Source organism: Glutamicibacter sp., assembly GCF_035257265.1.
Classification (GTDB): Bacteria; Actinomycetota; Actinomycetes; order Actinomycetales; family Micrococcaceae; genus Glutamicibacter.
In genome coordinates, this window is the sequence record NZ_DATEXC010000030.1 from 1 (window position 1) to 14,880 (window position 14,880).

14 protein-coding genes and 1 riboswitch are annotated in these 14,880 nt (G+C 58.5%); of the genes, 9 read left to right on the plus strand and 5 right to left on the minus strand.

The genetic code is table 11. From position 1 onward, the window contains the following. Window positions 1-168: 168 nt before the first annotated feature. The 5 genes from VJ369_RS06955 (at window position 169) to purU (ending at window position 6,207) form a co-directional block, all read left to right on the plus strand. On the plus strand, window positions 169-1,386 hold the full coding sequence (locus VJ369_RS06955) for a sarcosine oxidase subunit beta family protein (protein ID WP_324091365.1): 1,218 nt from the start codon (window positions 169-171) through the stop codon (window positions 1,384-1,386). 18 nt (window positions 1,387-1,404) lie between these two features. Beyond that, entirely contained in the window at window positions 1,405-1,704 is a 300-nt protein-coding gene (locus tag VJ369_RS06960) for a sarcosine oxidase subunit delta (RefSeq protein ID WP_105678320.1), read from the plus strand. After that, on the plus strand, window positions 1,701-4,604 hold the full coding sequence (locus VJ369_RS06965) for a sarcosine oxidase subunit alpha family protein (protein WP_324091366.1): 2,904 nt from the start codon (window positions 1,701-1,703) through the stop codon (window positions 4,602-4,604). The genes VJ369_RS06960 and VJ369_RS06965 overlap by 4 nt, the downstream gene beginning before the upstream one ends. Continuing rightward, window positions 4,597-5,217 (plus strand): sarcosine oxidase subunit gamma family protein, encoded by a 621-nt coding sequence (gene soxG / locus VJ369_RS06970; RefSeq protein WP_324091367.1) that lies wholly within the window; start codon window positions 4,597-4,599, stop codon window positions 5,215-5,217. The genes VJ369_RS06965 and soxG overlap by 8 nt, the downstream gene beginning before the upstream one ends. 129 nt (window positions 5,218-5,346) lie before the next feature. Further along, window positions 5,347-6,207 carry a formyltetrahydrofolate deformylase gene (gene purU, locus VJ369_RS06975; protein WP_324091368.1) on the plus strand — a complete coding sequence of 287 codons (861 nt, stop codon included), beginning with the start codon at window positions 5,347-5,349 and terminating at the stop codon, window positions 6,205-6,207. 73 nt (window positions 6,208-6,280) lie between these two features. On the opposite strand, the gene VJ369_RS06980 is transcribed toward purU, so the two are convergent. After that, complete coding sequence (locus VJ369_RS06980; protein WP_324091369.1) at window positions 6,281-6,793, minus strand: hypothetical protein; 513 nt, start codon at window positions 6,791-6,793, stop codon at window positions 6,281-6,283. A gap of 10 nt (window positions 6,794-6,803) precedes the next feature. Then, window positions 6,804-6,919, minus strand: a riboswitch (SAM riboswitch). A 323-nt stretch (window positions 6,920-7,242) separates the two neighbouring features. Here VJ369_RS06980 and VJ369_RS06985 point away from each other — a divergent pair. From VJ369_RS06985 to VJ369_RS06995, 3 genes are all read left to right on the plus strand, one after another. Next, window positions 7,243-8,157, plus strand: coding sequence for a GDSL-type esterase/lipase family protein (locus VJ369_RS06985; protein ID WP_324091370.1), 915 nt, complete (start codon window positions 7,243-7,245; stop codon window positions 8,155-8,157). Window positions 8,158-8,367: 210 nt separating this feature from the next. After that, window positions 8,368-8,859: a universal stress protein gene (locus tag VJ369_RS06990; protein WP_324091371.1), complete on the plus strand. Its 492-nt coding sequence runs from the start codon at window positions 8,368-8,370 to the stop codon at window positions 8,857-8,859. Between the two features lie 61 nt (window positions 8,860-8,920). Continuing rightward, window positions 8,921-10,321 carry a mycothione reductase gene (locus VJ369_RS06995; protein WP_324091372.1) on the plus strand — a complete coding sequence of 467 codons (1,401 nt, stop codon included), beginning with the start codon at window positions 8,921-8,923 and terminating at the stop codon, window positions 10,319-10,321. Here VJ369_RS06995 and VJ369_RS07000 read toward each other — a convergent pair. Further along, window positions 10,318-10,641: a CHY zinc finger protein gene (locus VJ369_RS07000; protein WP_324091373.1), complete on the minus strand. Its 324-nt coding sequence runs from the start codon at window positions 10,639-10,641 to the stop codon at window positions 10,318-10,320. The two genes, VJ369_RS06995 and VJ369_RS07000, sit on opposite strands and share 4 nt — an antisense overlap. Window positions 10,642-11,123: 482 nt before the next feature. Here VJ369_RS07000 and VJ369_RS07005 point away from each other — a divergent pair, with 482 nt between their 5' ends. Continuing rightward, a complete protein-coding gene (locus VJ369_RS07005; protein ID WP_324091374.1) occupies window positions 11,124-12,491 on the plus strand; it encodes an MFS transporter in 1,368 nt (455 codons plus the stop codon). Between the two features lie 288 nt (window positions 12,492-12,779). Here VJ369_RS07005 and nhaA read toward each other — a convergent pair whose 3' ends face one another. From nhaA to VJ369_RS07020, 3 genes are all read right to left on the minus strand, one after another. After that, window positions 12,780-14,057, minus strand: a complete 1,278-nt coding sequence (gene nhaA, locus VJ369_RS07010; protein WP_324091375.1) for a Na+/H+ antiporter NhaA — start codon at window positions 14,055-14,057, stop codon at window positions 12,780-12,782. An 82-nt stretch (window positions 14,058-14,139) separates the two neighbouring features. Then, complete coding sequence (locus VJ369_RS07015; protein WP_170947804.1) at window positions 14,140-14,301, minus strand: hypothetical protein; 162 nt, start codon at window positions 14,299-14,301, stop codon at window positions 14,140-14,142. 117 nt (window positions 14,302-14,418) lie between these two features. Then, window positions 14,419-14,811 carry a MerR family transcriptional regulator gene (locus tag VJ369_RS07020; RefSeq protein WP_324091376.1) on the minus strand — a complete coding sequence of 131 codons (393 nt, stop codon included), beginning with the start codon at window positions 14,809-14,811 and terminating at the stop codon, window positions 14,419-14,421. Between the last annotated feature and the right edge of the window lie 69 nt (window positions 14,812-14,880).

A 14,880-nucleotide genomic window follows, 5' to 3' on the forward strand; every position in this document is an offset into this window, starting at 1 on the left:
TGGTTTTTCTGAGGCTGCGTTTGTTGAGGTTGCGGAGATTATTGCGCAGGCGTTGATTGCTGGTGCTGATGGTAATTCTGCTGTTCTGCCTGAGCTTAAGGAGCGAGTTCTCAAGCTCGCCGAGGCCCACCCACTGTACCCAAATCTGCCGAAGATCGGAGAATAATCATGGCTGACTTGCTACCTGAACACCCAGAATTCCTCTGGAACAATCCGGACCCGAAAAAATCCTATGACGCTGTGATTGTCGGCGGCGGAGGACATGGACTGGCCACCGCGTACTACCTAGCCAAGAACCACGGCATGACCAACATCGCGGTATTGGAAAAAGGCTGGCTGGCTGGCGGCAACATGGCCCGCAACACCACCATCATTCGTTCGAACTACCTGTGGGACGAATCGGCAGGTATCTACGAGCACTCCCTGAAGCTCTGGGAGCAGCTGCCCGAAGAGCTGGAGTACGACTTCCTCTTCTCCCAGCGCGGAGTAATGAATCTGGCCCACACCCTCGGAGACGTACGTGAATCGGTGCGCCGAGTCGAAGCGAACCAGCTCAACGGTGTTGACGCCGAATGGCTGAGCCCGGACCAGGTCAAGGAAGCCTGCCCGATCATCAACACCAGCGATGACATCCGCTACCCGGTCATGGGCGCCACGTGGCAGCCACGTGCAGGTATCGCCAAACACGATCACGTCGCCTGGGCCTTCGCCCGCAAATGCAACGAGATGGGCGTAGACCTCATCCAGAACTGCGAAGTCACTGGAATTATCAAGGACGGCAATAAAGTCACCGGGGTAAAAACCAACCGCGGCACCATCCTGGCCGGCAAAGTCGCCCTGGCCAGCGCAGGCCACTCCTCGGTAGTGGCAGAAATGGCCGGAGTGGATCTTCCCATCCAGTCCCATCCACTGCAGGCACTAGTCTCGGAACTCTTCGAACCGGTCCACCCCACGGTGGTCATGTCCAACCACATCCACGTTTACGTTTCCCAAGCACATAAGGGAGAACTGGTGATGGGTGCGGGCATCGACTCCTACAACGGGTACGGTCAGCGCGGCGCGTTCCACGTGATCGAAGAGCAGATGGCGGCGGCCGTGGAACTCTTCCCGATCTTCGCCCGAGCCCACGTACTGCGTACCTGGGGCGGCATCGTGGACACCACCATGGATGCCTCGCCGATTATTTCCAAGACCCCGGTAGAGAACCTCTACGTCAACTGCGGTTGGGGCACCGGCGGATTCAAGGGCACCCCGGGCGCAGGCTGGACCTTCGCTCACACCATCGCCAACGATGAGCCGCACAAGCTGAACGCACCGTTTGCGCTGGAACGCTTCGAAACCGGCCACCTCATCGACGAACACGGCGCCGCAGCCGTGGCCCACTAAGAACAGGGGAACCAACTCATGATGCTGATTGACTGCCCGAACTGCGGGCCACGCAATGAAACAGAATTTAAATTCGGTGGACAGGCGCACGTCGCCTACCCGGCGGATCCCCACGCGCTCAGCGACAAAGAATGGGCTCAATTCCTGTTCTACCGCAAGAACCCCAAGGGCATCAACGCCGAACGGTGGGTTCACGCGATGGGTTGCCGCAAGTGGTTCAACGCCCTGCGCGACACCGTCACCTACGAATTCAAAGCCATTTACCGAGCCGGCGAAGAACGCCCGGCATTACAGAGCACCGACGGAGGCACCCGATGAGCAACACCGGTTCATACCGCTTGGACGCCGCGCAGGCTGCCGGCGCCCGCGTGAACTTCGAGGAAAAACTCGACGTCACCCTCAACGAACAGCCACTGGCAGCGCTCCGCGGTGACAGCCTCGCCAGCGCCATGCTCGCCTCCGGCATCCGCCGGGTAGGTGACTCGCTCTACCTCAAGCGTCCACGCGGCATCTTCGCAGCCGGAGTGGAAGAGCCCAACGCGCTGGTCCACGTGAACGCCCGTCACGCCAAGGACGTCGGCGAATCGATGCTGGCAGCTCCCGTGGTCACCGCGGTTAATGGCCTCAGCGCCCGCACACTGTCTGGCTTGGGCACCATGGATCCGGCTAAGGACGAGGCCTACTACGACCACGTACATGTGCACACCGACGTGCTCGTTGTCGGCTCAGGCCCGGCAGGCCTAGCCGCAGCCCGCGAAGCATCGCGCAGCGGAGCCCGAGTGATGCTGCTCGACGAGCGTCCCGAAGCCGGCGGCCGGCTGCTTGATGCGGCTCACGAGCAGATTGACGGGATGGATGCTCATCACTGGGTTGCGCAGACCACCGCAGAACTAGCAGAGGCCGAAGAGACCACCCACCTGCAGCACACCACCGTGCTGGGCAGCTACGACGCGAACTACATGATCGCCGTGCAGCGCCGTACCGCACACCTGGATGCGGCTGCCGCTGACGGTGTGTCACGTGAACGCGTCTGGCACATTCGCGCCGGTCAAATTGTGCTCGCCACCGGCGCGCACGAACGCCCGATGGTCTTTGAGAACAATGACCGCCCAGGCATCATGCTGGCCGGTTCGGTGCGTTCCTACCTGAACCGTTACGGCGTCCGGGCTGGCCAGCAGATCCTGGTGGCCACCACCAATGACTCGGTATACCCGCTGGTGACCGAGCTGGCTTCCAGCGGGTCGGTGGTTGCCGTGATCGACGCTCGTGAAAACGTCTCGGTGGCCGCCGCGGAAGCGGTTGGCGCCGGCGTGCGGGTGCTCACCGGATCGGTCATCGTGGACACCGACGCCGGGAGTAACGGCGAACTGTGCGCCGCCTGGGTGGCGAGCCTGGATGCACAGAACAACATCGGTGAGGCCACCCGCTACGAGGCGGATACCCTGGCGATTTCCGGCGGCTTCAACCCGGTAGTGCACCTGCACTCCCAGCGTCAGGGCAAGCTCGTCTGGGATACCACCGTGCACGCCTTCCTCCCCGATACCGCGGTGGCTGACCAGCACCTTGCCGGTTCACTCACGGGACGCTTCGATACCGCCGGTGCACTATCTACCGGTGCCTCCGCCGGTGCAGCGGCAGCGGGCAAAGCCGGGTTTGACACGGTCGCGCGCATTCCCGAAGCTGTCGAAGTTCCGCTCGGTGAAACCCGCCCGGTCTGGCTGATCGCCTCACGCCACGGCGAAGACGCGGTGCACTACAAGTTCCACTTCGTGGATCTGCAACGCGACCAGACCGTCGCCGAGGTGCTGCGCTCTACCGGGGCCGGCATGCGCTCGGTGGAACATGTGAAGCGCTACACCTCGATCTCCACCGCCAACGACCAGGGCAAAACCTCTGGAGTGGCAGCGATCGGGGTGATCGCCGCGGTCCTTGGTATCGAAAACCCTGCAGAAATCGGCACTACCACCTTCCGCGCCCCGTACACCCCGGTGTCCTTCGTAGCACTTGCCGGGCGTAACCGCGGCCAACTGCTCGACCCGGCTCGCACCACCGCGATGCACTCCTGGCACCTTGACCAGGGCGCAGAATTTGAAGATGTCGGTCAGTGGAAGCGCCCCTGGTATTACCCGCAGGCGGGGGAAAGCATGGATGAAGCGGTCTACCGTGAATGCGCCGCGGTGCGCGAATCGGTGGGCATGCTTGATGCCAGCACGCTGGGCAAAATTGAGATCCGGGGCAAGGACGCAGCTGAATTCCTCAACCGCATCTACACCAACGGCTACTCCAAGCTGAAGGTCGGCATGGGGCGCTACGGCGTCATGTGCAAGGCCGACGGCATGATCTTCGACGACGGGGTGACCCTGCGTCTGGCCGAGGACCGCTTCTTGCTGCACACCACCACCGGTGGCGCCGCAGATGTGCTGGACTGGATGGAAGAATGGGCGCAGACCGAATGGCCTGAGCTGGATGTCGTCTTCACCTCGGTCACCGAGCAGCTGGCTACCGTTGCGGTGGTTGGCCCGAACTCCCGCAAGGTGATCGCCAAGCTTGCACCGCAGCTGGATGTTTCCAATGAGGCATTCAAATTCATGGCCTTTGTGGACACCACCTTGGAGAACGGCACCCCGGCCCGGATCAGCCGGATTTCCTTCTCCGGTGAACTTGCCTTCGAAATCGCGGTGCCAAGCTGGTACGGATTGCGCACCTGGGAAGCGGTCTACGCGGCCGGTCAGGAATTCAACATCACCCCGTACGGCACCGAAACTATGCACGTGCTGCGTGCCGAGAAGGGATTCATCATCGTCGGTCAGGACACCGACGGCACGGTGACCCCACAGGATGCCGGCATGGAATGGGTTGTTTCCAAGCTCAAGGACTTCATTGGCAAGCGTTCCTTTAGCCGCCAGGATAACCAGCGCGAGGACCGCAAGCAGTTGGTCTCCGTGCTGCCGGTAGACAAGTCCCTGCGATTGCCAGAAGGTGCGGCCCTAGTGTCCGCGCAGGCACTGAGTGAAAACGGGATCACCCCGATGGAAGGCTGGGTCACCAGCTCCTACAACTCCCCGGCACTGGGCCGCACCTTTGGCCTGGCACTGATCAAAAACGGGCGCAATCGCATTGGCGAAGTGCTCAAAACCCCATACGGCGGCCAGCTGGTCGACGTGGTGGTCTCAGAAACCGTCCTCTACGATCCGGAAGGCAGCCGCCGAGATGGCTAAGCACAGTGTTATTGAATCAACCACCGAGCTGCGCCGCTCACCGGCAGCGCATCTCGATCAGCTAATGGCCGCGGCCACCGTCACCGGTGAACGCGCCGTCGCATTACGCGAGATTGCTTTCGCCACCCAGGTCTCGCTGCGTGCGGTTCCGGGCAGCGCGGGCCATCAGGCATTGGCCCAGGCTACCGGAGTGGGCTTGCCGCAAAAGGTAGGCCAGGTCGCCGGAGAGGTGTCAGGGACCGCGGTGCTCTGGTTGGGACCGGATGAATTTTCGGTCTTCAACGCAGCCGGCGAAAGTCTGAGCCCCGCCTTGGAAGCTGCCTTGGCAGAGCATGAAGGCCAAGTCACCGACCTGTCGGCAAACCGTACGGTGCTTGAACTCACCGGGCAGGCGGCATCATTGGTGCTACGCAAGAGCTGTCCTGCTGATCTGCACCCACGCAGTTTTGCGGTCAACCAGGCGATCACCACCACGCTGGCCAACGTGCCCATTCTGCTTTGGCGCACTGCCGAAAACGGTTGGTACCTGATGCCCCGCGCGTCATTCAGCGAGCATGTGGTGCACTGGCTGGTCGACGCAATGAAAGAGTTTGCTTCCCAACCGGTAATCTAGCCACAGAACGATCAACATCTCCCGCACAAACTTGGGAGCATGGAGGCAATCGTTGGGCCGGTCCACACGCTGGACCGGCCCAACAGTTGCCTGAACTAGGCTTCAATGACGAACCACGGAAGGACCTTGATGGGCAACCAGATCCGACATGTACTGACGTTGCAGTGCCCCGAGGGCATGGGCATCGCGCACGATGTCACCGGCTTTTTAGTAGAACACGACCGCACCATCGTCGAGCTGAAACAGTATGACGACATGTCCTCCCAGCGCCTGTTCATGCGTGTGGACTTCGCCGGGGAGGACGTTCCTGGTCTGCTGGAAAAGATGCGCGAAGAATTTGCACCGATCGCCGCCGAGCGCCAGATGGATTGGCAGCTACGTGAGCGTGGGCAGCGCACTCAGGTGCTCATCATGGTCTCTAAATTTGAGCACTGCCTCAACGACCTGCTGCACCGGGCGCACACCGGATCGCTGCCTATCGACATCGTTGGTGTGGTCTCCAACCACCCAGATCACCGCTCTCTGGTGGAATGGCACAAGGTGCCTTTCCACCACATCCCGGTAACTAAGGACACCAAGCCTGAGGCCGAAGCGAAACTGGAAGAGATCATTGAAGCGACCGGCACCGAACTGGTGGTGCTCGCCCGCTACATGCAGATCTTCTCTGACCAGCTATCCACCAAGCTTTCGGGGCGCACCATTAACATCCACCACTCCTTCCTGCCTTCCTTCAAGGGAGCCAAGCCGTACCACCAGGCTTGGGACCGCGGGGTGAAGACCGTGGGTGCTACGGCGCACTATGTGAACGCAGAACTGGACGAGGGACCGATTATCGCCCAGCAGGTCCAAGAAGTGGACCACACGTACACCGCCGAAGACTTGGTGATCGCCGGGCGCGATACCGAGGCCAAGGCTCTGTCCAATGCGGTGAAGTGGCACTGTGAGGGACGCGTCTTCCTCTGGGGCAACCGCACCGTGGTGCTGCGCTAAATACTGTTCAAAATTTGATGCCCGGCGCTCTGTGCCGGGCATCAAATTTTTGGGTTAACGGCCGGCTTAGTTGTTACTGGCCGCTTCCAGCGCTGAGGAAACGCCTCAAGGCACGGGTCGGGCCGACCTTCTGAAGCAGATATGGGAAGTCGGAGCACTGTTCGGGGATCAGCTGCTGGCTCTCAGAACCCCACAACCCGCCATTGATATTCAGAGACCGCAGCCGCTCATGCAACGCGAACTCAGCGCTCAGATCCGACGCATCCCGCAAGGCGGTATCCACCGCATCCGGCAGCAGCGAAAGAATCAAGGCCAACAAGTCGGGGTTCACCCCGACTTTTTCCCACCGCATCGCAAAGTCACGCCAGAGATCCAAGTGCAAGGCCGAGGTCCCGTGAAGCAATCCGCGGCTGACACTGTTCAGACCCATGAACTGGGAAAACTTATTATCGTAGAGACCCGTTGGAGTGTAGTTGTGCTCTAAAAGCACCGCCGTCCACCGGCGCTCCCAGGCCAGCCTGGAATTTTTGGCTGCCAGCTCGGTTTGCGGCAATCCATATGCGTCAGTTAGCTCGGAATGAGACATGGTAGATCCTTTCATCAACTTGTCCTCGGATGTTCCCCGCGGACCGGTTCTTCCCCTGGGGCACCCCACTGATGGAGGAGGGTTGCCGCGTAGTCAGCCAGGTACTTAGGACTACGGCTCTTGAACCTGGTAAACAGCATAAGCCAAAGCACCGACACTTTAGCTAGGCCCGCTATATGCCCCACGAATACACCCGGCGTTGATCTTCACCGGTGTGAATATTCGGCGTAAGATGTGGCAAACGTAGCTACGGGTCTTAACCTGGCTGCGTGCGCGTCATCCGGTGCCGTATTTAGCCCGGTAGTGGCCTTGGATCGTGGGGATCAAGGGCTTCGGGAATTCGCCGCCCACGGCGTCATCCCATGATGGTGGCCCGGCCGTACGGGCAATTCGCGCCGTGTTCCAGACACCGCGCACACTGGAAACTGGGGGACAATCCAATGAACGGCATGAAGAAGTCCAGAGTATTGACGCTCATCACCGCCGGCATCGCCAGCGCCGGCCTCATGGTGGCAGGCATGGCACCGGCCACGGCGCTTGCTCCAACCACACGAAGCGATAATGCCGCAGTCATCAACTACGTAAATTTGGGTGATTCCTACTCTGCCGGTTTTGGCTCGGGATCTATCAAACCTGGCCCCTTCGACGGTTGTTTCCAAGCCACCGGCCCGACACATGTGACCGCAATCGACCAGCTGCCCGGCGTGGAACTCACCGCCGACGCGGCTTGCGCAGGGTTCAACACTGCGCAGATTGCCCAGGCCGCGGCCGTAGTAGCACCACAACTGGCGGACGCAGATCTGGTGACACTCACCTTGGGTGGAAATAATCTGCAGTGGGGTAAAACCGTCGCAGCCTGTGCCACGGGGAGCACCGCCGGGGCATGCCAGGCGATGCTGCAGATTGGTTACGCATCAATGCCGGCACTGCGTGCCGACGTGCGATCCACACTCAAGCAGATCGATGCGGCTACCGAAGCGAAGATCCTTGTGCTGGGATATCCGCGCTTGTTCACCAGTTCCAACGGTGACCAGCCCTTGATTACGGCCAAGAATGCCCGGGCACTGAATAAGTTAGGTGACACGCTCAATCGGAATATCAAGGCTGCGACTCAAGGCACGGATAGCTCCTTCGTTTCGGTGTCCGGAGCGTTTATGAACCATGGACTGGGTGCCGCCCAATCCTGGATCAGCTTCAACCTGGCTAACCCGGAAGATCCATTCAACTTGCACCCAACCACCACCGGTTATCTCTACGGGTACTATCCAGCGGTCAAACGCCACATCAACCTGAAAAAGTTGGCGCATCACGACCGGTCTCAGCACGAGCACAAAAATTCACGCGCCGGGCATCAGCACGGCTAAGTTAGAGCGCGAGCATGTTGGGGTTCCGGCTAACTTGCCGGACCCCAGCAGCGTGCCATAGAGGCCTCTTAGCCTTGGCAGCCAATGGGGCTCCAGACGTTTGCAGAATTTTGCAGACAACGCAGAAAGTCCCTGTCATACTGGGTTTAACGGCGAAATATGCCGCGAGCAAAGCCGGATACCAACTCGGCCTGAGCAGTGGGAGTACAGATGACCGAGCGTATTTTAGTTGTTGGTGTTGAACCTGGGCAGTCGTCGTCGGTACTGGAAGCGGTCATCGCACTGGCAAGGCCTGCGGACACAAAGATTATGTGCATCTACGTAGATTCCGGTCGATTTGTCACCGAGCGGCTACCCACCGGAGAAATCATCGCCGACACCACTTTCGACGATGAAGAGCAGATCCCGCAGGATTTTCCGCCAGCGCTGGCTGCGCAACTCACCGCGTCTTTTGAAGGTCATCAGGTGCATTGGGAAGCTCGCAGCGTCGCTGGGGATCCAGCCAAAGCATTGGCCCGTGTTGCCGAGCAGCTCGACGCCCAGCTAATCGCCATCGGCACCCGGCGACCGGGGATACGCAGCCGCATGGAAGAGCTCATGGACGGTTCTATCGCCGTTGCGCTGAGCCACAAGCAAAGCCGTCCGGTCCTCGTGGTGCCGCAAAGCCCGCAACTAGCTGACCTGTCGGCCGAAACGAAGTAACCTGGCTTCGCTCCGAGGCGAAAACTCGGCCCACCGCCACGCGCTGAATTACGATGAGTCCATGACATCACACAACGTAGATCTCGCTATAATTGGCTCGGGTTCGGGCAACTCGCTGATTACCAATCACTGGGATGACAAGAAGGTGGCTATCGCCGAAGGCTCAACCTTCGGCGGTACCTGCCTGAACGTTGGATGTATCCCGACGAAGATGTTTGTCCGCCCGGCCCATCTGGCCCGTGGTGTGGAAGAAGCTGCACGGCTCGGCGTGAAAATGTCGGTAGAAAATGTCGACTGGCCCGCCATCCGTGATCGGATCTTCGGCCGTATCGACGCGATTTCCGCCGGCGGTGAGGACTACCGCAAACGCCTGGAAAACGTCGAACTCATCTCCCAGTACGTCACCGTGGGACAAGACAATACGCTGACCGCCCAGGACGGTACCACGATCACCGCCAAGCAGCTCGTCATTGCCGCCGGATCCCGCCCCAGCATGCCCGATATCGAAGGTATCGAGCTTGACGCGGTGCACACTTCGGACAGCGTCATGCGTCTGGACAAACTGCCAGAGTCTCTGGTGATTATCGGCGGCGGGTACATTGCTTGCGAGTTTGCGGCCATGTTCTCCGGGCTCGGTACCAAGGTCACCCAGTTGGTGCGCTCCGGAGCATTGATGCGCCAGCTGGACACCGACATTTCCGAGGCTTACAACAAGGAAGCCGCCGCACATTGGACGGTTCGCTACCACACCGAGGCGCAGGCTCTCCGCCAGACAGATTCCGGTCTGGACGTGGTCTTGGGCGATGAAACATTGAACGCTGAGGCGGTACTGGTCGCCATTGGGCGAATCCCCAACACCGATAAAATTGGCGCCGAACAAGCCGGGCTGGACCTGCACCAGGACGGCCGGCTCAAGGTCGATGAATACCAGCGGGTGCTACGCGCTGGCAAACCTGTCACCGGTCTCTACGCACTAGGTGACATCAGCTCAGCATCGCAGCTGAAGCATGTGGCCAACTACGAGGCACGCCTGGTTGCGTACAACTTAGAGCACCCGGAAGCTTTGCGTAAGAACTCGAATAGAGCCGTTCCGGCTGCGGTGTTCACTCACCCGGAGATCGCAATCATCGGGCTCACCGAAGATGAAGCGCGTGAACAGCTTGGCGCGGAAAACCTCACGGTGAAGACGCAGAAGTTCGGAGATACTGCCTACGGTTGGGCGATGGAAGAACAGAGCGGATTGTTCAAGGTGCTGGCTGACAAGCGCACCGGCAAGCTGGTCGGTGCCCACGCGATGGGCCCGGAGTCTTCAAACCTGATCCAGCCGGTCATCATGGCGATGAACCTGGATATTGACGCACACACCGCGGCCGCCGGCCAGTACTGGATCCACCCGGCGCTGATGGAGGTTGTGGAGAACGCGCTCCTCGGGTTGGACGTTCCGGACTCGGGCTTGCTCTAATCCTCGAAATACAGCTGACGGTGCAACTTGCACCCTGGATTGAACAGCGCATCACAGGCTGGACAAGTGTTCGCCTTGAGGTATTCGTTGACGCTTAGCTGCAGTGAGCAGACCCCGCAGAGTACTGCGGGGTCTGTGAACTTCTCGGCGGGCCACAGCACTACCGGATGTCCGGCAGTTTCTTCATGGCAGAGATGGCATGGGTAGTACTTACCGCAGCAGTAATGCTTGATCGCAATGACGTCGATGTCTTGGTGGTAGTGTGCGCACCGAGTCTGCGCATCTACGTCAACCCCATAAACCTCAGGTTTTTCATTCATGAGTTCTCCTGTTCCTACACCGAGACTACTTGTCGGTGAAGTCCAGGAGTCAAATTTTATGTTGCCTCGACGGAGGATAACGCGGTGTTTAGACGCAGCACTCGATCTCGGACATTCGACAAGCTACCGACGCGTGGTGGGCGTACTTTCAACCTGTGCAGCTCTTAGCGTTCAGATGATCGCGAAGAGATGTCGACATAAGATTTCGCTGATTTCGTCAATCCTGACCATAGCCGACTGGCCCACCGGCTCCGCTTATTGAACACTGCGCAGCTGCACAACCGACTTTGCAATTTTATGGAGTGCAGCGAATTTTCGCTAACAACCTGACGCATGCTGTGCACTGGTGCACCCTTGATGTGCGAAAGAGGCTACTGGTTTGGGACGTTTTCACCTACCATCGCACTGTGACCTAGGACATACTCATTCTTAGTCATCACTGGTGGGTCCGGGTTCGGACCCTCACGCTGGAAGGAAAACCATTGGTATCCGAAACCTCAACCAAGGCCGAACGTAAAGGCTTACGCCGGGTCGTCTCCGCCTCCATGGCCGGCACCGTCGTGGAATGGTACGAATTTTTCCTCTACGCCACCGCCGCCACATTGGTCTTCAACAAGATCTTCTTTCCCGACGCGGGCAACGAGCTAGACAACATCATCAAAGCCTTCCTGACTTACGCGGTAGGCTTCATCGCCCGCCCTATTGGCGGCATCGTCTTCGGCCACTTTGGTGATAAGTACGGTCGCAAGCACCTGCTGCAAATCGCCATCGTACTTGTTGGTGCCACCACCTTCCTCATGGGTTGCCTCCCAACATTCGACTCCATCGGCTATGCGGCTCCGATCTTGCTGATCGTCTTGCGCTTCCTGCAGGGCTTCGCCGTCGGTGGCGAATGGGGTGGAGCGGTGCTGCTTGTCGCCGAACACGCACCAAATAAGGAACGCGGATTCTGGGCCTCTTGGCCACAGGCTGCGGTGCCTATCGGAAACCTTTTGGCCACCATCGTGCTGCTTGTGCTCTCCTCAACACTGAGCGAAGAAGCGTTCTTGGCTTGGGGTTGGCGCGTAGGTTTCTGGCTTTCGGTGATCATCGTGATCGTCGGCTACTACATCCGCACCCGAGTTTCAGATGCCCCGATTTTCCAGGAAGCGAAGGCCGAACTGGAAGAAAACGCGGCAGCCGGTTACGGCGTCAAAGAGGTCTTCAAACGTTACCCACGAGGCGTATTTACCGCCATGGGACTGCGATTTGGTGAAAATATCATGTACTACATGGTCGTCACCTTCTCGATTACCTATATGGCCACCCAACTGAAAATGGATACCTCCGAGATTCTTGGGTTGATGCTGCTGGCACATGTATTCCACGCAATCATCGTTCCTTTGGTCGGGCGAATGACCGATACGCGAGGACGTCGCCCGGTCTACGCAACCGGAGTGATCCTGATGGCAGTCTGGGGAGTCATCGCTTTCCCACTGTTCAACACTTCCAATGACTTCATCATCTTGCTGACTATCACCGGTGGGTTGGCGGTGCACGCATTGATGTATGCCGGGCAGCCTGCCATTATGGCCGAAATGTTCCCCACTCGGATGCGTTACTCCGGTGTATCACTGGGTTACCAGGTCACCTCGATCGTGGCAGGTTCGATGGCACCGATCATCGCAACCTTCCTGTTGAAGGTCTACGGATCCTGGGTGCCCGTCGCCGGCTACATCGTGTTTGCCGCGATAGTCACGATGGTGGCGGTGTACTTTATGAAGGAAACCAAGGGCATCAGCCTTGCCGACATCGATGAGCAGGACCGAATTCAGACCGGGCTTCTCAAGGAAGCAGCCAAGGTCAAGTAACTAGCGGCATGAGCAAAAGGTCGGTCCCGCGGGACCGACCTTTTATCTTATGGATTATCAAGCTGGCATTGCTGGTTTCTCAAGCGCCTATCTTAAGAAATGTTGGCGCTTTGAGCAGTCTCAGCAAGGACTCTCCAGAAGCGATAGTGCGCGCCGCAAAATTGCAGTAATTTCCGGGCTAGGAGCTCCTCCGTAATCGTGAATACCTTTGTGTGAAAGACCCACGCAAAGATGCAAGATGACTTGGCGCCAACGGCGACTCACGATCTGGTATGCGAAAGAAATAGGCTATTTCATGTCGGCCTGTAGTGCACGGTATGTGCGATTGCGCGCGCCAAGAATAAGTGCTCCGATGATTGCTGCCAGCAGCGAGCCGCACAGCACACCGACCTTCACATATTGCGCTTCCTCGCCTTGCGCGCCGAAGGCTAGTTCTCCGACCAGAAGTGAAACGGTGAAACCGATACCGGCGATAAATGACATACCAAGCAAGTCGATCCACTTAATGCTGCGGTCTAACTCGATACCGGGAAGCTTGGTGACCAAGAAGGTCGCGGTGGTGATGCCTATAGATTTGCCGAGGATCAGACCCGCGATGATGCCTAGTGCAACGGGGCTGAGCAGGGATTCGCGCAGTCCCGCAAAGCCTCCGATAGCAACGCCGGCGGCGAAGAAAGCGAAAATTGGGATGGCGATGATCGAGGAAGCAATGCTCCAACGGTCAGCAAAATGAGCTGCTAATCCTTCGTAGACTGGTTCCCCGTCTTTGTTCTTTCCAACGTTGACTCGTGCACGCTTAGAAGCGATAACGGGCACCATGAAGCCCAAAAGCACTCCGGCAACAGTGGCATGAATACCGGAAGCATGAACTAACGCCCACACGCTCACTCCGAGGGGAACAAGGATCCACCACGCACGGACTCCGCGCTGCACTGCAATAGTAAAGAGTGCTAGCGGAAGTAGTGCAATGAGCAGTGGGAGCCACGCCAGATCATCGGTGTAGAAGATGGCGATGATAGAAATGGCGAGCAGATCATCTACTACCGCCAGAGTCAGTAAGAAGGTGCGCAGGGCCGGGGGTAGGAATTTTCCGACCACCGCAATCACTGCTACGGCGAAGGCGATATCGGTAGCCGCCGGAATCGCCCATCCATTGATTGCGTTACTGCCGGAAGTGGTGATGACGAGGGTGTAAAACACTGCAGGTAGCGCGACGCCACCAACGGCAGCGGCGATGGGGACAAGCGCGGTGCGTGGGTTGCGTAGTTTGCCAACTACGAACTCCTCTTTAAGCTCCAGGCCCACCACAAAGAAGAAGATGGCTAGCAGGCCGTCGGCGGCCCAGGCTCCGACGGATAGATTCAAGTGCAGTGATTCGGGACCAAAGGTGAAATCTCGCAGATTCTCATACCAGGGTGCGGCCGGAGAATTGGCGAGAATCAGAGCGGCAATTGTCGCGCAAAGCAACAACAGGCCACCCATGGAATCTTGTTTGAGCGTCTGATTGATTCCGCGCCAGATGGCATGCGGTGCTTGACGGGTTGCGTCAGAAGTTGGGTGCGACAAAGTAAGGTGTCCTTCTTAGAGAAAGGGAAAATGGCGTGAAGGCGCGCGAAAGGTACTTAATAAAAGTGTGTGGGGCGCGCGATTAGTAGCGCGGTGGTGGGCAGCCAGCGATTTCGCCGTGCGCGTTCGTTCCCCAGGAACTCATCCACCCGTTGGTGCCACTGGCACGCTTGGTCAGCAGTTTCCCCTTAGGGAAAACGGCAGCGGTCAAGCGCTGCACATGCGTGATAACCGAGTAGGACATACTTCAACTCTATAGTGTCGGGCCACTGGTCCCTAATGCGGTTTTTGTCCGCTACTTCCTGCTAGCGGTAACTAGACAAAGTCCCCGAAATGGTCCGAATGTGCGAGCAATGCTCACTCACTTGGTATGCAGGTCGGCGATGAATGATTCGGCTCGTCCAAGATTTAGTGCCAACTTGTCGCGCTTGGTGATGGCTCGTTCGGTGTATTCGTCGAGCTTAACACGTGCGGTTTTGTTGCCCGGTTCAGCGTCCAAAATGTCTACTGTGTCTAGCAGTTCGCCCATCTCTTCCAAGGTGAAACCCAGTGGCTTCATAGAACGGATGACCAGCATGCGCTGTAAATCTGATTCGGTATATAAGCGAAATCCGCCCTCGCTACGGGTACTGGCCGGCAGGAGTCCCACCTCGTCGTAGTGACGGATGGTGCGGTGTGAGAGTCCCGTGGCTTCGACCATGTCGCCAATATGTAGGGTGCGCTTGTTGGTGGCTGTTGGTTCGGGTTCATTCATGGGATCCTCCGTGATCGTCAATTACAACCCTACCCTCGCGTTAGGTTAGGGTTGTACTAGATTTTGCAA